The 19,970-nt window shown below is 74.3% G+C and carries 17 protein-coding genes; 11 read left to right on the plus strand and 6 right to left on the minus strand.

Going from position 1 to position 19,970, the window contains the following annotated elements:
* Positions 1–267: 267 nt before the first annotated feature.
* Positions 268–843 carry a hypothetical protein gene (locus EAO71_RS26040; RefSeq protein WP_147980258.1) on the minus strand — a complete coding sequence of 192 codons (576 nt, stop codon included), beginning with the start codon at positions 841–843 and terminating at the stop codon, positions 268–270.
* Positions 809–1,219: a PadR family transcriptional regulator gene (locus EAO71_RS26045; protein ID WP_147980259.1), complete on the minus strand. Its 411-nt coding sequence runs from the start codon at positions 1,217–1,219 to the stop codon at positions 809–811. The genes EAO71_RS26040 and EAO71_RS26045 overlap by 35 nt, the downstream gene beginning before the upstream one ends.
* A gap of 170 nt (positions 1,220–1,389) precedes the next feature.
* Between EAO71_RS26045 and EAO71_RS26050 the strand changes: the two genes are divergently transcribed.
* The 10 genes from EAO71_RS26050 (at position 1,390) to EAO71_RS26095 (ending at position 11,476) form a co-directional block, all read left to right on the plus strand.
* Positions 1,390–1,908, plus strand: a complete 519-nt coding sequence (locus tag EAO71_RS26050; RefSeq protein ID WP_147980260.1) for a nucleotide triphosphate diphosphatase NUDT15 — start codon at positions 1,390–1,392, stop codon at positions 1,906–1,908.
* 246 nt (positions 1,909–2,154) lie between these two features.
* Positions 2,155–2,703, plus strand: a complete 549-nt coding sequence (locus EAO71_RS26055) for a DUF1062 domain-containing protein (RefSeq protein ID WP_147980261.1) — start codon at positions 2,155–2,157, stop codon at positions 2,701–2,703.
* A gap of 127 nt (positions 2,704–2,830) precedes the next feature.
* A complete protein-coding gene (locus EAO71_RS26060) occupies positions 2,831–4,375 on the plus strand; it encodes a glycoside hydrolase family 53 protein (protein WP_147980262.1) in 1,545 nt (514 codons plus the stop codon).
* Positions 4,376–4,584: 209 nt separating this feature from the next.
* Positions 4,585–5,181: a DUF4328 domain-containing protein gene (locus EAO71_RS26065; protein ID WP_187282830.1), complete on the plus strand. Its 597-nt coding sequence runs from the start codon at positions 4,585–4,587 to the stop codon at positions 5,179–5,181.
* A 295-nt stretch (positions 5,182–5,476) separates the two neighbouring features.
* Positions 5,477–5,935 carry a cobalamin B12-binding domain-containing protein gene (locus EAO71_RS26070; RefSeq protein WP_147980264.1) on the plus strand — a complete coding sequence of 153 codons (459 nt, stop codon included), beginning with the start codon at positions 5,477–5,479 and terminating at the stop codon, positions 5,933–5,935.
* Positions 5,932–7,245, plus strand: coding sequence for a methylaspartate mutase (locus EAO71_RS26075; protein WP_147980265.1), 1,314 nt, complete (start codon positions 5,932–5,934; stop codon positions 7,243–7,245). The genes EAO71_RS26070 and EAO71_RS26075 overlap by 4 nt, the downstream gene beginning before the upstream one ends.
* Positions 7,242–8,183 (plus strand): transporter substrate-binding domain-containing protein, encoded by a 942-nt coding sequence (locus EAO71_RS26080; RefSeq protein WP_261992362.1) that lies wholly within the window; start codon positions 7,242–7,244, stop codon positions 8,181–8,183. The genes EAO71_RS26075 and EAO71_RS26080 overlap by 4 nt, the downstream gene beginning before the upstream one ends.
* 76 nt (positions 8,184–8,259) lie before the next feature.
* Entirely contained in the window at positions 8,260–9,300 is a 1,041-nt protein-coding gene (locus EAO71_RS26085; protein ID WP_147980266.1) for an aspartate-semialdehyde dehydrogenase, read from the plus strand.
* A complete protein-coding gene (locus tag EAO71_RS26090) occupies positions 9,297–10,430 on the plus strand; it encodes an amino acid kinase family protein (protein ID WP_147980267.1) in 1,134 nt (377 codons plus the stop codon). The genes EAO71_RS26085 and EAO71_RS26090 overlap by 4 nt, the downstream gene beginning before the upstream one ends.
* Positions 10,431–10,435: 5 nt before the next feature.
* Positions 10,436–11,476 (plus strand): Fe(II)-2OG oxygenase family protein, encoded by a 1,041-nt coding sequence (locus EAO71_RS26095; protein WP_222723584.1) that lies wholly within the window; start codon positions 10,436–10,438, stop codon positions 11,474–11,476.
* Positions 11,477–11,483: 7 nt separating this feature from the next.
* On the opposite strand, the gene EAO71_RS26100 is transcribed toward EAO71_RS26095, so the two are convergent.
* Together EAO71_RS26100 and EAO71_RS26105 are read right to left on the minus strand one after the other, a co-directional pair.
* Positions 11,484–12,392 (minus strand): LysR family transcriptional regulator, encoded by a 909-nt coding sequence (locus EAO71_RS26100; protein ID WP_147980268.1) that lies wholly within the window; start codon positions 12,390–12,392, stop codon positions 11,484–11,486.
* A 63-nt stretch (positions 12,393–12,455) separates the two neighbouring features.
* Positions 12,456–12,689, minus strand: a complete 234-nt coding sequence (locus EAO71_RS26105; RefSeq protein WP_147980269.1) for a hypothetical protein — start codon at positions 12,687–12,689, stop codon at positions 12,456–12,458.
* A 363-nt stretch (positions 12,690–13,052) separates the two neighbouring features.
* On the opposite strand from EAO71_RS26105, the gene EAO71_RS26110 reads away from it, so the two are divergent.
* Positions 13,053–14,057 (plus strand): helix-turn-helix domain-containing protein, encoded by a 1,005-nt coding sequence (locus EAO71_RS26110; RefSeq protein ID WP_147980270.1) that lies wholly within the window; start codon positions 13,053–13,055, stop codon positions 14,055–14,057.
* Here EAO71_RS26110 and EAO71_RS26115 read toward each other — a convergent pair.
* Entirely contained in the window at positions 14,045–14,626 is a 582-nt protein-coding gene (locus EAO71_RS26115; RefSeq protein WP_147980271.1) for a flavin reductase family protein, read from the minus strand. The genes EAO71_RS26110 and EAO71_RS26115 overlap by 13 nt on opposite strands.
* A complete protein-coding gene (locus tag EAO71_RS26120) occupies positions 14,623–19,923 on the minus strand; it encodes a MupA/Atu3671 family FMN-dependent luciferase-like monooxygenase (protein ID WP_147980272.1) in 5,301 nt (1,766 codons plus the stop codon). The genes EAO71_RS26115 and EAO71_RS26120 overlap by 4 nt, the downstream gene beginning before the upstream one ends.
* Positions 19,924–19,970 lie beyond the last annotated feature (47 nt).

Genomic DNA, 19,970 nt, shown 5'->3' on the forward strand with positions numbered 1-19,970 from the left:
TTCACACGGTGCGAATCCCGGTGTCGTCGCGATGATTGCCCGTCGGAAAAACACCGAAAAACAAAAATGCCCGGCGGTGTCGCCACCGCCCAGGCACTTGAAGTCATATGGGAACCACAACTGCAACAGATATCGACTGTAGCACAAAACGGACCGACGGCGGGGGCGGAATGCGCCGCCGCCATTTCCGCACCCGCCCGGAATGCCCGGAGGGGGCGTCTTGTCGATCAGGCCGGGAGGCCGGCGGGAGGGGCGGCAGGGCCCCCTCTACCCCGCGGGGGACTCCGCCGCCGGGCGGTTCTTCGCGGCGCGGTGCTCGGCCACGGCGTACACGAGCCCCGGCAGCATCACCAGGACCGTCAGCCACAGCGGCACGCTGAACAGCGTCCCCTCCCCCACCACCCGCTCGGTCAGCACCGCGGCGGGCAGGCCGACGACGAGGCCGACCACCCACGTCCGGCCGAGACCGAGCGATCCGCGACGCAGTTCCAGCAGCACCGTCGCCGCCGCGAGGGCCACCCAGAAGGCCAGCGGGCCGGGGGTGACGTCCACCGCCGGGGACCACCGGCGCAGGTGGACGAGCAGCAGCAGGAGGCCGGCGACCAGCGGGACCAGCGCCGCCATCCGCAGCGCGCGCCGGTACAGGGGGCGGTGGGCCCTCGCCCAGGAGGCGGCGAAGGCCGGCACGTCGTCGCCGACGACGTCCCGCGGGGCGCGGCCGGCCGCCGCGGCGTCCTCGAGGTGGGCGGCCAGCTCCGCCAGCATCTCGCGGACGGCGGCGTCGTCGATCCCCCGGTACTCCCAGTTGCTACGGCAGACGGCGAGTATCCGCTCGTTCGTCATGGTGTCGTTCCCCCGTCGGTGCGTCGGTGTCGGCCAGGATCCGGCCCGTCGCGACGGTGAACTCCCGCCACACGGAACGCCCCCGGTCCAGTGCGGTCCGGCCCTCCTCCGTGAGCCGGTAGTACTTGCGCGGCGCCCCGCCGCTGGAGGACGGGGCGCGGTACGAGGCGACGAGCCCGGCCCGCTCCATCCGTGCCAGCAGCGGATAGATGCTGCCCTCGCTCACCAGCTCCAGGCCGCTCTCGTCGAGGGCCTCCACGAACTCGTAGCCGTACCGCGGACGTTCGGCGATCAGGGAGAGCAGGCAGAGGTCGAGCACGCCGCGCAGGAGCTGGCTCCGCCGTTGGTCGGCGGCGGTCGGCAGCTCCTTTGTCATGCGGTGCACGATAGTGAGGCACTGTCTTGCGCCGCAAGGCAGTGCGGGCGGCCCGGTGGGGTGACCGCCGGGCGGACTCCACCTCGCGCCGCTCACGCCGCCCGCATCATGGTGCGCACCGGGACCCACCCGTCCGCACCGCATCGCATCGCATCGCACGAGGAGACGCCATGACGCCGGCCGAGCAGCCGACCGTGCCCCACCGCAACGTCCAGCCGCCGACGGCGCAGGCCTCCTTCGGCGCGGGCGTGGTCGTGACCGACGAGGCCGGGCGGGTGCTCCTCGGTCTGCACCCGTCGGGGACGTGGGAGCTGCCCGGCGGGAAGGTCGACCCCGGCGAGTCCATCGAGGAGGCGGCGGCGCGCGAGCTGACCGAGGAGACCACGCTCGTGGCGGATCCGGCCGACGTGGAGGTCGTCGCCCTCCTGCTGGACTCCCTCACCTCGAAGGCGCTGACCCGGATGACCGCGGTGGCGGTGGTACGGACGTTCACCGGCACCCCGTCCGTGGCCGAGCCGGACAAGATCGAGCGCTGGGAGTGGACACCGCTCGACCGGCTGCCGCAGCCGCTGTTCCGGCCGTCCGCGCAGGCCCTGAAGGCATGGAACCCCGAACTCCCCCTCGAGGAAGGTCCGTTCCACCACTACCCGTTCGCCGCACGGGCCCGCCCGGCCGGCACCGGGGACTGAGGGGCGTCCCGCCGGGCTCCGGCACCCTCGGCCGGGCGAACCGCCGCGCCCTGGCGTCGACGCCGGTGAAAACCGGTGGAAGGGCGCCGTCGCGTGCCATTACCGTGCCGGCGAACCCAGTCGCCCAGGCAAGGACGTCCCGTTGTACACCCTGTGAGACCTCCCGAGTGCTGATGTGTCGCGCGTCGCGCCTGTGCGCCGCGCTCCTTTCTGCTGCGGACTTCTCACTGGAACCGGTGTGTCTCTGTGCTCGAGAACTGGGTGGTCGCTCCCACCTGCCTGCCCCTCGTCCGCCGACGTTGCCACGCGTGCGCGTCCGATCGCTTCCGGGCGAGCGGCAGGTTTCGCGTCAACGCCCACCACAAGCTCATCGACGTCTGGCTCCTCGTGCTCTGCACGGCCTGCGGGGACACCGCGAAGCTCACGGTCCTGGAGCGGACGAACGTGCGCGCCGTACGGCCTGGGCTGCTGGACCGGCTGCATGACAACGACCTCGGTCTGACGGCCGAGTTGCTTCAGGATCCGGTCGTACGGCGCCGCAATCGCGTCGCCCTCGACTGGGACGGCGCCTGGCGCCTCGACACCGGCGGCTCGGATCACCCGGACCGCGAGGTGGTCGACGTCTCGGTCCGCTTCGCGGCGCCGATACCCGTCCGACCGGTGCGACTGATCGCCGAGGGTTTCGGTCTCCCCCGGGCCGAGGTCGAGAGGATGGTCACGGAGGGGAATCTCGTCGCGGCGGTCCGGCTGGGCGGACGGCTCTCCAGCGACTTCACCTTCACGCTGAAGCGCTGAGCCCTCCTCGGGACCCACGGCCCGTCGCGTGAAGCGCCCGGCGGGCCGTGGGTCCCGGTCCGCGGCAGCCCCGCGTGTCGGTGCGGCGGGGCGGGCCGGGTGAGGGGCCCGGCCCTACCGTGGGGCCATGGTCACCGCCCAGCCGTGGAGGGTCACGCACGCCGGCGCCCCGTCCACGCCGCTTCCCGCGTCCGGCGCCCTTCCGCTCGCCCTGTCGCCCTCCGGCTCCCCCGGTGCGGCGGCCCCGGCGGACCGGTCCGGCTGGTCCGTGGCCGGAGATTGCGGCGCCTCCCTCGTCGAGCGGGGTGGGCGCGACGGGGGCGACGGACTTCGGCTGGCGCACTGGGCGCCCTCCGCGTACCGGGTGGAGACGGGTCGGCAGCTGTCGGGGCTGCCCGACGGGCCGTACACACTGACCGCCTGGGCCCGCTCCGGCGGCGGGCAGCGGGCCGTCCACCTCGTGCTGCGCGACCACGCCGGGGCCGAGCAGCGCACGGACCTGCCGCCGACACCGGCGGGCGAGTGGATCCGCGTGGTCGTCTCCGCCGAGGTGACCGGCGGCCGGTGCACCGTCGCCCTCGGCTCGGACGCCGAGGCGGGCCAGTGGGCGCACCTGTCCGACGTCACGCTGACGCCGGGCACGACCGGGCTTGCGGTGAAGGGCGGCGATCTGTCGAGCCTGCCGCGGAACGAGGAGCGCGGGGCGGTCCACCGGTACGCCGACGGCACCCGCGGCGACGCGCTGGCCGTGCTCGCGGCCGCCGGGATGAACCTGGTCCGGCTGAAGGTCTGGGTGCACCCGGCCGACGGCTACGACGGCACGGCGCGCGTCCTCGCCATGGCGCGGCGGGCCGCGGCCCTGGGCCTGGGGATCCTGCTGGACTTCCACTACTCGGACACCTGGGCCGATCCGCGCAACCAGGTCAAGCCGGCCGCCTGGTCGGCGCGTTCGTACCGCGGGCTCCTCGAGGGGGTGCACGCCCACACGTACGAGGTGCTGAGCGCCCTCGCGGCGCAGGGCACCCCGCCCGGCATCGTCCAGCTCGGGAACGAGATCGACGCGGGACTGCTGTGGGAGGACGGGAGCACCTCGCACTGGGACGGGCTCGCGGGACTGCTGACCGCCGGGGCGCGCGCGGTCGAGGCGGCGTCCCCGGGCACCCGGGTGGCGCTGCACCTCGCGTGCGGCACCGACAACGCGGCGACCCGCCGCTGGTTCGACCGGGCCGTCGCGCACCGGGTGCCGTTCGACGTCGTCGCCCTCTCCTACTACGGCTACTGGCAGTGCGGGCTCGCCGGCCTGCAGGCGAACCTCGACGACGTCGCCGCGCGGTACGGCCGGCCGGTGCTCGTCGTGGAGACGGGCTACCCGCACGCCCCGGGCGACGGCCGCTTCCTGGGGCACCCGGTCGCCGTTCCCGCCGAACCGGTGGCCGGCTATCCGGCGACCCCGGCCGGGCAGGCGGCGCATCTGCGGGACGTGATGAGTGTCGTCGAGGCCGTCCCGGACGGACGTGGTCTGGGCGTCGTCTACTGGGAACCGGCGTGGACGGCGGTCGCGGGCAGCGCCGATCCGGCCGATCCGGCCACGCTCCAAGGCTGGGAGCACCAGGCGCTGTTCGGTCCCGAGGGGCGGCTGCTGGAGGCGGCCCGCTGGTTCCGCCACCGCTGAGCGGCCGGTACCGGTCGACCGGCTGTCCCGCGGTCCGGGGCGGTAGGGCGGCGGGACCGCTGCCGTCGCGTCCCGGGGCTCGTGACCACCGCACGCCGTAGGGACCTTGGACACCGGTACGACGCGTCACTACCATGACGGTGATCACTGCCATGGCGATGATCACCGTCGACGCTCGGACGACGGGGTCCACTCCGGGGGGAGCATCCGTGGATCGGTACGACGTGCCCGTGGGTCCATCGGCCGTACGCGGACCGCGCTACCGGTTCCGCGACCCCGCAGGACCGGCGCTGGTCGCCCAGTGCCTGATCGCCACGTCGGCCCTGGCCGACGTCTTCGTCATCGCCACCGGCGGCGCCGACTCCCCCGCGGTCACGGAGGCCAACGCCCTCCTCGGTGTGCTCCAGATGGCCTGCTGGATCACGTTCCTCTTCTGGTTCCACCGCTGCCGCTGCAACGCCGAGGTGCTCGCCCCGGGCACCCACACGTACGCCCCGGGCTTCGCGCTCGGCGCCTGGATCATCCCGCTCGCCATGTGGTGGCTGCCCCGCCGGATCACCCTCGACATCCGCCGGGCCGGCGGACCGCCGCGGGACGTCGCGCTGATCAACGCCTGGTGGTTCGCCTGGCTCTGCGACGGCCCGGTGTCGGTCGCGGTCCACCTGCTCGTGCTCCATCAGACCGACTACCACACCCCGGTGGACCACGGTCTCGGCATCCTGTCGTCGATCCTGGCGATCGCGGTGATCCGCCGCGTGACGGCGGGCCAGCCGGCAGGTCCTCTGCCGTACTTCAACATGACCTGAGCCCCGGATCCCCCTCGCGGGGAGGCAGCCGCCGTGACCCGGCCGGCCGAGGACGCGCGCCGGACAGGCGGCGGTCCCGGCCGGCCGGAGTCGTCTCCGGCCGGGGTCGTGTCAGGTCCTCCTGCCGGGGGGGCGCGGCTGCCCGCGGGCCGAGGAAGCGGCCTTGCGGGGGCCTCGGTCATCGAAGATTTCGATCGCCGTGATCGAGCATCCCCATCCCCGACGCGTTGAGTGCGGCGCCGGCTGCCGTGAGGATCGGACCACGCCCATCGCGCCTTCCCACACGGGGTGTTCCATGCCGAAGACCAACCGCCGCCCGGGGACGTTCGTCGTCTCCACCGTCTCCTCCGACGCGCACACGTGGAACCTGGTCTTCCTGCAGCTGATGCTGGAGGAGTACGGCCACGAGGTGGTCAACCTGGGGCCCTGCACGCCGGATCAGGAGATCGTCGACGCCTGCCTGGCCACGCGCCCGGACGTGCTGGTGATCAGCACGGTCAACGGGCACGGCCGGCTGGACGGTCTGCGGCTCATCCGCGTCCTGCGCGCCCACCCCGAACTCGCCGCACTGCGCGTGGTCATCGGCGGCAAGCTCGGCGTCGCGGGCGAGGCCGGCCGCGAGGGGCACGGCGACGCGCTGGCCGAGGCCGGCTACGACGCCGTGTTCGACTCCGACGACGCGCTCGACGAGTTCGCCGACTTCCTGGGCGAGTTGCGGCCCCGGCGGCGGGCCCCCGTGGAGTCGGCGGCATGAACGGCACGGTGACGCCCCCCATGGGCCGGTTCTCGCGCCATGTCCGCCGCTCGCGCGAGGCCGGCCGGCTCGTGGTGCAGCCGCGGATGGGCTTCGCGACCCCGGAACGGATGCGCGCGGGACTGGCGGCGGTGCGGGACGTGGCCGTCGGCCCCGCTCCCCGGGCCGTCACGGCGGGCACCGTCACGCTCGACAGCTTCACCCGGGTCGACGACCACCGCGGGGCGCTGCGCGCGCTGCGGTCGGGCGCCGAACTGAACGGCTTTCCCCTGGTGGTCCACGGCCCCGAGGCGACCCGCGCGATGCTCGCCGGGATCGTGGCCGAGGACTTCCCCCTCCAGGTGCGGCACGGTTGCGCCCTGCCGCTGCGGCTCCTGCGGACCATGGCCGCGGCCGGCGTCGACGCCACCGAGGGCGGCCCGGTCTCGTACTGCCTCCCCTACGGCAGGGTGCCGCTGCGGGACTCGGTGCGCGCCTGGGCGCGCTGCTGCGAGCTGATCGCCGCCCAGGACGAGCCGATGCACCTGGAGAGCTTCGGCGGGAGCATGCTCGGGCAGCTGTGCCCGCCGTCGGTGCTGGTCGCCGTGACCGTCCTGGAGGCCCTGTTCTTCCGTGCGCACGGGGTGCCCAGCGTCTCGGTGAGCTATGCCCAGCAGACGCACCCCGGGCAGGATCTGGAGGCGCTGGCCGCACTGCGGCGGCTGGCCGGTGAGCGGCTCACCGGCACGGACTGGCACCTGGTCCTGTACACGTTCATGGGCGTGTTCCCGCGGACGCCGGTCGGCGCCTTCCGGCTGGTCGAGGAGAGCGCCCGGCTCGCCGTGCGGGGCGGCGCGGACCGGCTGGTCGTGAAGACGCCCGCGGAGGCGCACCGGATTCCGACGGTGGCGGAGAACGTCGACGCGCTGGAGTTCGCCGCGGCCGTCGCCGCCGACGAGGCCGGCCGCGCCGCCGCCGACGGGCCGGCGCGCGTCACGGGCGTGTACGAGGAGGCGGCGCTGCTCGTCGACCGCGTGCTGGAGCTCGCCGACGACGTCGGGGAGGCACTGGTGCGCGCGTTCGCGGCCGGACTGCTGGACGTCCCGTACTGCCTTCATCCGGACAACGCCAACCGGGCCCGGGCCCGGGTCGATCCGTACGGGGTGCTGCGCTGGGCGGACCCGGCGGGTGTGCCGGTCGCCGGGGACGCGGTCCCGTCGCGTGAACCCGTCGGCCCCTGGGGGCTGTTGGGCATGCTGAGCTACCACGAGCGGCGCTGCGACGCGGAGGACCTGCTGGGTCGCCGGCCGGCCGAGGGGGTGTCCGCGTGACCCCGCCGACGCTCGCCGCCGTCCGGGCCCGCGGCGCCGTCGGCGCCGTGGTGAGCCGGGACGTGCCGGGGCTCTCGTACCGCACGCCGGAGGGCCGCTGGAGCGGTCTGGACACGGACGTGGCGCGGGCCGTCGCGGCGGCCGCGCTCGGGGATCCGGAGGCGGTGGAGTGGCTGCCCGCCGATCCCGACGCGCGGTTCCGGCCGTTGCTGGCGGGCGCGGCGGAGCTCACCGTCGCCAACGTCACCTGGACCATGGGCCGTGAGGCGGAGTTCCCGGTGCTGTTCGCCGGGGTGACCTGCTACGACGGGGAGGGGTTCCTGGTCCGCGCCGACGACGGCTTCGCGGACGCGTCGGACCTCGCCGGCCGGCCGGTCGCCGTGCAGGCGGGCACGACGAGCGCGGCGAACCTGGCCGCCTGGTTCGGGCACCGCGGCACCGCGGTGCGGACCGTGGTGTCGGACTCGGTGGCCGGCGCGCTCGCCGCCTACGCGGAGGGCCGGTGCGCCGCCCTGGTGCTGGACCGGGTGGCGCTGGCGGGGCAGCGGTCCCGGCTCGCCGCCCCGGAGCGGCACCGGATCCTCGACACGGTCATCTCGCGCGAGCCGATGGCGGCCGCCGTGCGGGACGACGACCCCCACTGGCTGCGGCTGTGCCGGTGGGTGCTGCATCTGCTCCTGGCCGCCGAGCACGAGGTGGCCGAGGCCGGGCCGGACGCGCGGGACCGGGCCCTGACCGGGGCCGCGCGGGCCGCGGGCCGGCACGGGCCGGCCATCGGGCTGGACACCGAGTGGGCGGCGCGGGTGCTCGACGCGGTCGGCACGTACGCCGACGTGTACGAGCGTGCCCTCGGCCCCGGCTCCGGACTCGACGTGCCGCGCGGTCTCAACGCGTTGTGGACCCGCGGCGGCCTGCACCATCCCGTACCCCTGCACTGAACCACCCTGCCCGAGCCGCGCCGCGGGCCCGTACCCCACGGCACCCGGCGGCACCCTCAGATCGGAGACACACCCCATGACACTCGTCAGCGACCCCGCCGCCCCCCGCATCGCCGTCGTGGGGGCGACCGGCGCGGTCGGCGGCACCCTGATCGACCTGGTCGAGGAGCGCGGCCTGCGCTACCGGGAGCTGCACCTGCTGGCCTCGCCCCGGTCGGCCGGGCGCGAGATCTGCGTCCAGGGCCGGTACTACACCGTGCACGACGTGGCGGAGTTCGACTTCGGCTCGGTGGACCTCGCCTTCTTCTCCGCGGGGACGGCCGTCAGCGAGCGCTGGGTCCCGGTGGCGGTGGCCGCGGGCGCCCTGGTCGTCGACAACACCGTCGCGTTCCGGATGGATCCGTCGACACCGCTGGTGGTGCCGCAGGTCAACGCCGGTGCGCTGGACGCGCGTCCGGCGAGCGGGATCGTCGCCAACCCCAACTGCTCGACGATCCCCCTGGTGCGCGTGCTGCGGGACGTGGAGCGCCGCTGGGGGGTGCGCCGGGTGGTCGTCAGCACCTATCAGGCGGCGTCCGGGCTGGGCCACTCCGGGGTGGAGGAGCTCCAGGAGGCGACGGCCCTCGCGCTGCAGGACCCCGGCGCGGAGCCGCTGTCCAAGGAGTTCGTGCCGTCGCTGGCCTTCAACGTGGTGCCCCGGATCGACCGCGTCCTGGACGGCGGCTTCACCCGCGAGGAGGAGAAGCTGCTGCACGAGTCGCGCAAGATCCTCGGGCTGCCGGACCTCGACGTGACCGCGACCTGCGTCCGGGTGCCGGTGATCAACGGCCACTCGGAGGCGGTGTGGGTGGAGTGCGCCGCCGAGGTGGACCGGGGGGAGCTCGTGGCGCTGCTGTCCGGGCTGCCGGAGGTCACCGTGCACGACGGCGGGGGCGGCGCGTTCCCGACGCCTGCGACGCTCGACGACCCGCACCGGGTGCACGTGGGGCGGATCCGTGTGTCGCCGACGGACCCGCGGGGCTTCTGGCTGTGGCTGGTCGCCGACAACCTGCGGATCGGGGCGGCCCTGAACGCGGTGCAGATCGCGGAGGAGCTCGTGGCCAGGGGCACGCTGTGACGGGGCCCGCGGTCCTGAAGTTCGGCGGGTCGAGCTTCCCCTCCCCCGAGGCGTACGACGGCGTGGCGGCGGGTCTGGAGCGGCGGATCGCCCGGGACGGCCGGCCGCTGGTGGTCGTGGTGAGCGCGGGGCCGGGCGAGACGGAGGGGCTGCGGGAGCGGCTGCACCGGATCGATCCGCGGCCGTGCGACGAGAACGCCGCCGGCCTGATCACGCTCGCCGACACCGTGGGTGCCCGGCTTCTCGCGGCGGCCGTGCACCGTCGCGGGCTCGGCGTCGGTGTGCTCACGGGGCACCGGACGGGGCTGGTCTCCGACGAGGTGTTCCTGCGGGCCCGGCTGGCGCGGATCGACCCGTTGCCGCTGCGGGAGGCGGCGGCCCGTCACCATGTGGTGGTCGTACCGGGCGGCCAGGCCGTCGACGGTCACGGCCGGCCGACCTGGCTGGGGAAGAACAGCTCGGACCTGTCGGCGGTGGCGGCAGCGGTGGCGACGGGCGCGGACCGCTGCGAGATCCACTCGGACGTCGACGGCGTGTACACCGGGGATCCGCACCTGGTGCCGGGCGCGCGGCTGGTGCCGAGGATCTCGTACGACGCGGCGGCGCTGATGTCCCGGTACGGGGCGAAGGTGATCCACCGGCGTGCGGTGGAGCTGGCCCGCCGGCACCGGATCGAGCTGGTCCTCCGGGACAACCGGCCCCCGTACGCCGCCGGCACGACCGTCGGGGCCACCGGTGCCCCGGTGGCGTCCGTCGTCCTCGACCGCCGGTCGACGTGCCTGCGCTACGCCTCCGAGCACTCCGCCGACCTGGCGTTCGCGGCACTGCACGCGGCGCACGTCGAGGCGGTGCGGCTGCCGGACGGGCCGCTGGTCGCGGTGGTCGGCGGCTATGTCGACCTGGACGACTTCCACCGCCGGCACGGGCTGCGGCCCGGTGTCCCGGCGGGCGTGCCCGTGACCGTGCTGCGCGGGTCGGCGGGCTCCACCCATCTCGCGGCCGACGGGGACGAGGCGCTGGTCCTCGCCCGCAGGCTGCACGACGAACTCGACGAATCCGGCGGTGCGCCGCGGCGCCTCCGCCCCGCGGGTGCGGGCGCGCCGCGAGCCCTTCGTCTCACGGGAGTGTGAGTCAGATGACCATGACCGTCGCCGACATCCGGGGGGTGCGGCCGGGCAGCGGCTCGGCGCTCGCCGTCCTCGGCCTGTCCGACACCGACCGGGACCGGTTGGGGCGTGAGCTGGCCGGGCTGGCCGACCCGGGGGGCGACGTCGACCGCGTGTCCACCCGCTGCCACCAGGTCTTCGCCGGCCTGCCGCTGGACGTGCTCCAGCGGATCCTGGACTTCGGGCGCCATCCCGACACCCCGGGGGTGGCCCTGATCGGCAACCTGCCCGTCGACCCGGTGCTGCCGCCGACGCCGCGGGACGGGCGTCCGTGCCCGGACAAGCCGGGGTACGTGGCGGAGGGCGTGCTCCTCGGGCTCAGTTCGCTGCTCGGCGAACCGGTCGGGATGCTCTCCGAGAAGGAGGGGCGGATCATCCACGACGTGGTGCCCGTGCCCGGTGGCGAGCGGACCCAGACCAACCAGGGCTCCGAGGCGTCCCTGAACTTCCACAACGACATCGTCCACGACCCGGTGGGCCGCTACGACCTGGCCAACCCGGACTTCCTCGTCCTGGTCTGCCTGCGCGACGACCACGAGCGGCGGGCCGTCACCTCCTACGCGGACGCCCGTGACATCTCCGCGGCGCTCGCCGACGACGTGCTGTCGACGCTGCGCAGCCCGCTGTTCCGGCTGAACGCGCCCGGCAGCTACACCCGGCAGCACGCGGGCGGCGCGGAGGTCCTCTCCGATCCGGTGCCGATCATCAGCGGCAGCCGCGCTTACCCGGAGATCGCCGTGTCGGCCAACGGCGTGCACGCCATGACGAGCCGGGCCGGCGCGGCCCTGGAGCGGCTGCGCGAGACCTGCCGGTCCGTCGCCCAGCCGGTGCGTCTGGAGCCCGGTCAGGCGCTGCTGATCAACAACCGCAAGGGGGTGCACGCCCGTTCGGCGTTCACGCCGCGCTACGACGGGTTCGACCGCTGGCTCCAGCGCACCTACGTGCGGCGCAGCCTGTGGACCATCCGGCACCGGGCCGCCCCGGAGGCGGGTCGACGGATCCATCTCTGAGCCTCCGTCAGGCCGCGACGGGGGTCCGGTAGAACTCGGCCATGCAGCCGACCGCCTGGTCGACGAAGAGCCGCATCTCCCGGGTCAGCCGCTTGCCCCTGCGCCAGGCGATCTGGGTGAACACCTCGAACGGCGGTTCCCAGTCGAGGACGGCCAGGGTGCCGGCGTCGACGGCCTCCGTGACGGTCATGAGCGGGAGCAGCCCCACGCCGAGGCCGGCGGCGACGCCCCGCTTGACGGACTCGATGTTGCCGAACTCCAGGAACGGGGCGGGTTCGCCGGTGCCGTCGGCGAGCTCGGCCTCGAAGAGGTCGCGGTAGGCGCAGCCGGCCTCGGGGGCGAGGACGGGCACCGTGCGCAGGTCGTCGGTCGTCACGTGCCGGGCGTGGGCCAGGTGGTGGCCGGGGGCGGCGACCGCCACCAGCGGCTCCGCTCCGAGGACCACGGACTGCACGCCGGCGTGCTCGGTCTCGGCCTCCATCAGGAAGGCCAGGTCGAAGACGCCCTGGCGCAGCGCGTGGCAGGTCTCGACGCCGAGGCTGGGGCGCAGCACCAGGTGGAGGCGTGGGAAGCGGTGGTGGAAGAGTTCGAGGACCGGCGGCATGCGGTAGGAGGTGAGGCTCTCCATGGTGCCGATCGTCAGGAGTCCGGCGGGGTCGGAGAAGCCGGCGGTGGCGCCCCGGGCCTCGTCGGCCAGGGTCATGATCCGTTCCGCGTAGGGAAGAAGGCGTTCCCCGGCGGGGGTGAGGCGGATCCCTCCCCGGAGGCGTTCGAAGAGCTCGACGCCGAGTGAGCTCTCCAGCCCTTTGATCTGCGCGGTCACGCTGGACTGCGCGTACTTCAGCTCGGAGGCGGCCCGGGTGAAGCTCAGGCGGGTCGCCACCCGATGGAAGGTCGTCAGCTGTCTGATGTCCACGTGGTCTCCGTGAGGTGCCGAGAGGCCGGGGCGGTGCGCGACGGATCGGTGGCGAGCGGCGGGTTACTGCCAGCCCATGTCGTCCTTGGGGCCGTCCGTGGTGGTGCTCGTGCCGCTGGTCTGTCCCGTGGTGGTGCCGGTGGCGCCGTCGGCGAGGACCGTTCCGGCCGCGGTGGAGGCGACGGGGACGAGGAGGGCGGCGGCGAGGGCGGCGGCGGCGGCGGTCGTGGCGATGCGGGCGCGGAACATGACGGATCCCATCCGGTGCTGGTGGAGTGACATGAGGGTGGAGGTCACGTGGCGCGTCCCGCGGTTGACGCGCTCGTTGTCTCCGGGAAGTTCCGGTGGGGCTGCGACCCCGCCGTGCAAGAAGCATCCGCCCGGTCACGGGGCTGAGGAAAGGGAAGACGCCTGGCCCGAAGGGGCCCTGGCCCATAGAGGCCACCGGGCCGCCGACGGCGGGACACCCCGCCGGGGACGCGGGGCGAGGAGCAGCGCGGGCCCCGCGGGCGGCCCCGCGGCGGGGGCCGTCGGGGCGGCGTGGCCGGTTCGGGCCGCGGACGGACGGCACGCGTTCCCGTGATCCCCTCGATCCGCCGTGGCGTCTTTGGCATCATCGACCCGAAGCGATGGCGACGGCGCTTCATATCGGGGGTACGGATGCTGGAATCTCTGGGCCTGGACGGTCCCACCGAAGCCGTGTACCGCTGCATGCTGGCGAATCCGGGGGATGATGCCGCGGCTTTGGCGAAACGTTTGGACCAGGCGGAAGAGGACATCCACCGGGCCTGGGAGCGGCTGACCGAGCTCGATCTCGTGCGCGAGCTCGGGGACGGAACCGGCCTGCGGCACGCCATCAGCCCCGAGCTGGGCCTGGAGTACCTCCTGGCCCGCCAGCAGGCCGAGTTCGCCGAGCACCGCCAGCGCATCGCCGCCTCCCGCGCGGCCGCGTCCCGGCTCATCTCCGAGTACGCGGGACTCCAGCAGCCGGCCACCGGCCACGCCAGCGTCGAGCATCTGAACGGCGTGGACCAGATCCGCGCACGCCTCGCCCAGCTCACCAACGACGTGCAGAGCGAGGTCATGGCCTTCGTCCCGGACGGCGCGCAGACCCGGGAGAACATGGCCGCCTCCCGCCCGCTGAACGAGCGGCTCCTCAAACGCGGCGTGGTGATGCGGACGATCTACGTCGACAGCGTCCGCAACAGCCCCGCCACCGTCGAGCACGCCAACTGGCTGACCAGCCAGGGCGGTCAGGTGCGCACCGTGGCCACGCTGCCCACGCGGATGACGATCATCGACCGGAAGACCGCGCTGATCCCGGTCAACAGCGAGGACAGCAGCGCCGGTGCCGTGGCCCTGACCGGCCACGGCACCCTGACCGCGTTGTGCACCCTCTTCGACACCACCTGGGAGGGAGCCCAGCCGCTCGGCGAGGCGTGCCCGTCACGGGGCGACGACGAACGGCCGAGCCGGCAGGAACTCGCCGCGCTCCGGCTGCTCGCCGAGGGCCACACCGACGAGGGCATCGCCAAGCGGCTCGGGGTCTCGCACCGCACCGCCCGCCGGATCGCGACCGTGCTCATGGAACGCCTGGGCGCGCGGAGCCGGTTCGAGGCCGGCGTCCGCGCGGTCCGCAGCGGCTGGCTGCCCTACGAGCCGTGACCGGCGCGCGGGGCGGCCGGGTCGAGCGGCCGCAGACCGGCGAACCGGCCCGCGTGGTACAGCAGCGGCGGCCTGTCCCCCGGCGGGCAGTCGCCGGTGAGCAGTTCGGCGACGACGATCCGGTGGTCGCCGGCCGGGACTCTTCCGGCCACCCGGCACACCAGCCGCACCGGGCATCCGGTCAGCTGGGGCACGCCCCACGGGCCCGGCTCCCAGTCCGCGCCGCCGAAGCGGTCCGCGCCGCTGCGGGCGAAGAGCGCGGCCAGCGCGCTCTGCCCCTCGTCGAGCAGGTGGACGCCCAGATGGGTGGCGGTGGCGAGCGCGGGCCAGGTCGAGGCGTCGGTGCCGACCGCGAGGGCGAGCATCGGCGGTGCGGCGGACACCGAGACCACCGAGGTCGCGGTGAAGCCGTACGGCCGCCCGTCCCCGCCCCGCACGGTGACGACCGCGACGCCGGCGGGATGGCGCCGGAAGGCCGACCGGAAGAGCCCGTCGAGGGCGGACTGCGGCACGCCGGGGCCGCGGGTGACGGGCTGCCCGGTGGCGCTCGGGGTCGTGGTGATCGTCATCCGACCCGGCTTCCTTCGAGCAGCTCGCCGATCACCTCGGCGAGGGCCGGCGCGCTGCCGGACCGCATGACGCTGAAGTGGTCACCGGGCACGAGCCGGGTGCGCACCGGGCCGTCGCTGTGGCGCGCCCAGCCCTGGGCGAACCAGTCGACGTCGCCGGGCCGGTCCGCGACGAGCAGTTCGACGGGCCCGCGGTAGGGGGTCGCCTTCCATACGGACGCGGCCCTGGTCATGGCGGTGAACATCCGCGCGCGGGCCAGGATCTCGGTCCCCTCCCCGTCCCGTACGAGCCCGGCCTCGGTCATCCGGTCGAGGACCGCCCCGAACTGCGCCTCGGTGTCGAGGGGACGGAGCGCCGCCAGGTCGATCGCGAGCGGCGGCCGGCCCATCGAGAGGGCGAAGCTGTCCGCGAAGGCGCCGACCGACTCGGCGTGCCCGAGCGCTTCGGCGAGTTCGGCCGGGGGCTGGGTGTCGAGGAGCGTGAGCAGTCCGACCGTGTCGCCGTCGGCCTGCAGCCGGGAGGCGACGGCCCAGGCGATGCCGCCGCCGAGGGACCAGCCGAGCAGGTGGTACGGACCCTCGGGCTGGATCTTCCGGATGCTCGCGCAGTAGCGCTCGGCGAGTTCGTCGAGAGACTCCTCGGGTGCGCCCGGCACGATCGGGGCGGCGTCCACGCCGTACACCGGGCGGTCCTCGCCGAGGTGCGCCGCCAGCGGGTAGTACGAGGCGGAGGTGCCGGTGCTGGAGTGCAGGCAGAAGAGCGGCGGGCGGGTGCCCCCGGACCTGATCGGGATCACCGTGGCGCCGGTGGCGGTGACGGCGTTCTCCTCGCCCGCGGACTCGGCGAGTTCGGCGATGGTCTGGTGCTGGAAGAGCTGGCGGGCGGTGATCCGGATGCCGCGCTTGCCGGCGAAGTCGACGGCCCGGATGACGGTGATCGAGTGGCCGCCGAGCTCGAAGAAGTTGTCCCGGATGCCGACGGACTCGATCTCCAGGGCCTGCTTCCAGACCTCGGCGAGCTCCTTCTGCAGCGGGGTGACGGGGGCCTCGGCGGCCTGCGCCGCGTCGCCGGCCGCCGGGTCGGGCAGCCTGAGGCGGTCCACCTTGCCGTTGGCGTTGAGCGGCAGTTCGTCGAGCCGGACGTAGCGGGCCGGGATCATGAACTCGGGGAGCCGGCCGCGCAGATGGGCGCGCAGCTCCTCGGCGTCGGGTGCCCGGTGGTCGGGTGCGGCGACCAGGTAGGCGGCCAGGTACTGGGCGCCGGCGGGGCCGCGGGCGGCGACCACGCACGAGCCGACCGCGGGATGGTCGCGCAGCACGGTCTCCACCTCGCCGAGCTCCACCCGGAAGCCGCGCACCTTGACCTGGTCGTCGCCGCGGCCGAGGAACTCCAGGCGGCCGTCGGGGAGCCACTTGGCGTGGTCGCCCGTGCGGTACATGCGGGCGCCCTCGTGCGGGCTGAACGGGTCGGGCAGGAACCGCTCGCGGGTGAGTCCGGGCTGGTGGAGGTAGCCGCGGGAGACGCCGTCCCCGCCGATGTACAGCTCGCCGGGGACGCCGACGGGAAGGGGTGCGCCGTGGGCGTCGAGCACGTACACCGAGGTGTTGGCCAGGGGGGTGCCGACGGGCACGGTGGGGGCCTCGGTGTCCCGGCCGTCGATGGGTCCGCCGGTGGACCAGACCGTGGTCTCCGTGGGTCCGTACATGTTGTGGAACGCGGCGGCGGTCGCCTCGCGCAGCCGCAGGGCGAGGGCGGTGGGCACCGCCTCGCCGCCGACGAGCAGCACGTCGAGCGCGCCGAGCGCGCGGCGGGCGTCGCCGGTGGGGTCGTCGAGCATCAGCTGGGCGAGCGACGGGGTGCACTGGAGGTGGGTGACGCCGTGCCTGCCGACGAGTTCGGCGAGCGAGGCCTCGGCCGGGGCGTCGTCCGCCGTCGCGCCGTCGGCGCCCGTGGCCTCCTCCCCGGTCCTCTCGTCGACCAGGCGGCGGAGCCGGTCGAGCGAGACGAGTCCGTCGAGGACGTGGTCGGCGTCGATGCCGAAGTCCACCAGGCAGGCCACCTCGTCGACCCCGATCTCGCTGAGCCGGTCCACGAGTTCGAGGCAGTCCTCGGGGGTGCCGAAGAGGCCGCTGGTGTGCACGTAGCGGTCGAAGGAGTGGTTGAGCAGCGCGTCGAGGTCGTCCTCGCCGATGTTGCGCGGGTCGATGTCGACCCCCATCCGCTGGCCGAGCACCCGGACCAGGTCGAGGGAGGTGCGCAGATAGCCGATGAAGGGCTCCCGGACCAGTTCCAGGGCGCGCTCGCGGTCCTCGTCGAGGAACGCGTGCAGCATCAGGGTGACCTTGCCGCCGTCCGTGCCGAACTTCTCCCGCCAGGTGTCGTGGTAGAGCCGGATCGACTCGGCGAGCTGGTCGAGGTCCTGGCCGAGCAGGTGGGTCAGGATGTTGGCGCCCTGCTCGGCGGCCGCCTTGAAGGTGGCGGGGGTGCCGCCGGAGGAGAGCCAGACGGGGAGCTCGGGCTGGATCGGGCGGGGCCGGATGCGGACCTCGACGTCCTTGCCGTTGCCGGCCTTGAGCGTGGCGGACTCGCCGCGCCACAGCGAGCGCACGGTGGCGATGCCGTCGATCATGACCTGCTTGCGGTCGTCGTAGTTCTCGGGCGCGAAGACGAAGTCGTCGTGCAGCCAGCCGGAGGCGAAGGCCATGCCGACACGGCCGCCGGAGAGGTTGTCGACGACCGACCACTCCTCGGCGACGCGCACCGGGTGGTGGAGCGGCAGGACGACGCTGCCGGAGCGGATGGAGACGCGCTCGGTGACCATGGCGAGGGCGGCCGCGGTCACGGACGGGGCCGGGTACAGGCCGCCGAACTCGTGGAAGTGGCGCTCGGGGGTCCAGACGGCCGAGAAGCCGTTGCGGTCGGCGAACTTGGCGCCCTCGATGAGCAGCCGGTACCGGTCGGGGGTGCCGGCTCCCCGCTCGCCGGCGGCCTCCGCGGAGCCGCCGTCGGCTCCGTCCCCGGAGTCGCTGGCGAAGTAGAAGAGGCCGAACTCCATGGGCCGGGTGCGGCGGCGGGGCGCCGTCGGCGCGGAGCGCAGCAGCTCGTGCGGCCGGCCGCTCGCCACGACGACCTTGAAGCCGCGCGTCAGGGTCCAGAACATCTCCACTTCGGACATGTCGAAGGAGATGCTGCTGATGGCGAGCCAGGTGCCGGGCGAGTGCTCGCCCAGCCGCTCGTCGAGGCCCTGGAAGAGGTTGACGAGCTGGGCGTGCTCCACCATGACGCCCTTGGGCCGGCCGGTGGATCCGGAGGTGTACGTGACGTACGCCAGGTCGTGCGGGTCGACGACGGTGTCGGGGGCGGTGTCCGGGACATCCCCGAGGGTGTCCGCGGACAGGTCGACGAGGACCGGGCGCGCCGGCCCGTCGGCGGCCTCGGCGGCGGCGGAGAGCCGCTCCGTGCTGTACGCGTCGACGAGGACGGCGGCGGGGGCCGCGTCGCCGAGGACGTGGGCCAGGCGGGCGGCCGGGTAGTCGGGGTCGAGCGGGACGAACGCGGCGCCGGCCTTGAGGACGCCGAGGAGTCCGGCGGGCATGTCGAGGGAGCGGCCGAGGCAGACGCCGACCAGTGAGCCGCGGCCGACGCCGAGGCCCCGCAGCCGGTGCGCGATGCGGTTGGCGCGCCGGTCGAGCGCCGCGTAGTCGAGCGAGTCGCCGCGGTGGACGACGGCCGTGGCGCCGGGGGTGCGGGCGACCTGCGCCGCGAAGGCGGCGGGGACGCCGCCCGCGTTCTCGACGGGGGTGCGGGTGTCGTTCCAGCGGACGACGGTCTGCTCGCGCTCCTCGGGGGTGAGCAGGGCGAGTTCGCCGAGGCGGGCGTCGGGGTGGTCGACGGCCGATTCCAGGACCCGCCGGTAGTGACCGAGGAGCCGGGAGATGCGGTCGGCGTCGAAGAGCTCGGTGGCGTACTCGGCCATGAGGTCGACGCCGCCCGCGGAGCGCTCGGACAGGCCGATGGTCCAGTCGAACTTGGTGGTGCCCATGTGCAGCGGCAGGCCGGTCATCTCGATGTCGCCCATGCGGACGGTCTCGACCGGGGTGCCGAGCTGGTAGATCGCGTGCTGGAAGAGCGGGTTGCGGCTCTGGTCGCGGTCCGGGCGGAGCTCGCCGACGAGCTGGTCGAAGGGGAGGTCCTGGTGCTTGTGGGCGCCGAAGACCGTGTCGTTGGTCCGGGCGAGCAGTTCGCGGAAGGTCGGGTCGCCGGCGGTGGAGGTGCGCAGCACCACGGTGTTGGCGAAGTAGCCGATGAGCMGCTCGAACTCGGTGCGGGTGCGGCCGGAGAAGACCGAGCCGAGGACGATGTCGTCCTGGCCGGTGTAGCGGGACATCAGGGCGGTGAGTCCGGCCACAGCCACCGGCAGCAGCCGGGTCCGCTCGCTCTCGGCGAGCCGGTTCAGGTCGCGGTGCAGCCCGGGCGGCAGGTGCTCCGCGACGGTGTCCCCGGTCCACCGGGGGTCGGCGGGCCTGGGGCGGTCGCCGGGGAACTGGAGGGCGCTCAGGCCGTCGAGCCGCTCGCGCCAGTACGCCAGCGAACGCCCGCCGTCCGGGCCGGCCAGCCGCTCCCGCTGCCAGACGGCGAAGTCACCGTACTGGATGGGTAGTTCGGGCAGCACCGGGGCCCGGCCGGAGCGGCCCGCGAGGTAGCACTCGGTGAGCTCCTGCACCATGCGGGTGGTCGACCAGCCGTCGGTGGCGATGTGGTGCATGGCGAGGACGAGCACGTGGTCGTCCTCCGCCTGCCGGGCGAGGGTGGCGCGCAGCATCGGCCCGGTGGACAGGTCGATGCGGCGGCGTGCCTCCTCGGCGGCGATGGCCCGGGTCCGCTCCTCCCGCTCGTCCTGCGGCAGGCCGGAGAGGTCGAGGACGCGCAGGGCGGTGTCGCCCTGGGCCGGGTCGACGATCTGGCGGGGCCCGTCCGGGGTGGACGTGTAGCGGGTGCGGAGCGTCTCGTGGCGGGCGGTCACGGTGGTGAGCGCGGCGCGCAGCAGCGGCACGTCGAGCGGACCGCGCATGCGCAGCGCCAGCGGCGTGTTGTAGAAGGCCAGGCCGTCGGACCACTGGTCGAGGAACCACAGGCTCTGCTGGACGTAGGAGAGCGGCAGGGGCTCGGTGCGGTCGGCCACGGGGATGCGGTCGCTGTCTGCCCGGCGCTCGCGGTGGGCGCGCAGCTCCTGGATCAGCGCGGCGCGCTGTTCCGGGCTGAGCCCTGCCAGTCGGTCGTTGACGTTTCGCGGCATACCGGGGCTCCTCGTCGACGTGTGTGTCTCTGCGGCAGCATCCCGGC

This window comes from Streptomyces sp. MS191 (assembly GCF_008042125.1).
Classification (GTDB): domain Bacteria; phylum Actinomycetota; class Actinomycetes; order Streptomycetales; family Streptomycetaceae; genus Streptomyces.

Coding starts and splice junctions, on each gene's coding strand:
- EAO71_RS26060 (WP_147980262.1), top strand. CDS start 2,831: ATGGTCACCGCCCAGCCGTGGAGGGTCACGCACGCCGGCGCCCCGTCC.
- EAO71_RS26095 (WP_222723584.1), top strand. CDS start 10,436: ATGACCATGACCGTCGCCGACATCCGGGGGGTGCGGCCGGGCAGCGGC.
- EAO71_RS26070 (WP_147980264.1), top strand. CDS start 5,477: ATGCCGAAGACCAACCGCCGCCCGGGGACGTTCGTCGTCTCCACCGTC.
- EAO71_RS26075 (WP_147980265.1), top strand. CDS start 5,932: ATGAACGGCACGGTGACGCCCCCCATGGGCCGGTTCTCGCGCCATGTC.
- EAO71_RS26110 (WP_147980270.1), top strand. CDS start 13,053: ATGCTGGAATCTCTGGGCCTGGACGGTCCCACCGAAGCCGTGTACCGC.
- EAO71_RS26045 (WP_147980259.1), bottom strand. CDS start 1,219: ATGACAAAGGAGCTGCCGACCGCCGCCGACCAACGGCGGAGCCAGCTC.
- EAO71_RS26050 (WP_147980260.1), top strand. CDS start 1,390: ATGACGCCGGCCGAGCAGCCGACCGTGCCCCACCGCAACGTCCAGCCG.
- EAO71_RS26085 (WP_147980266.1), top strand. CDS start 8,260: ATGACACTCGTCAGCGACCCCGCCGCCCCCCGCATCGCCGTCGTGGGG.
- EAO71_RS26040 (WP_147980258.1), bottom strand. CDS start 843: ATGACGAACGAGCGGATACTCGCCGTCTGCCGTAGCAACTGGGAGTAC.
- EAO71_RS26115 (WP_147980271.1), bottom strand. CDS start 14,626: ATGACGATCACCACGACCCCGAGCGCCACCGGGCAGCCCGTCACCCGC.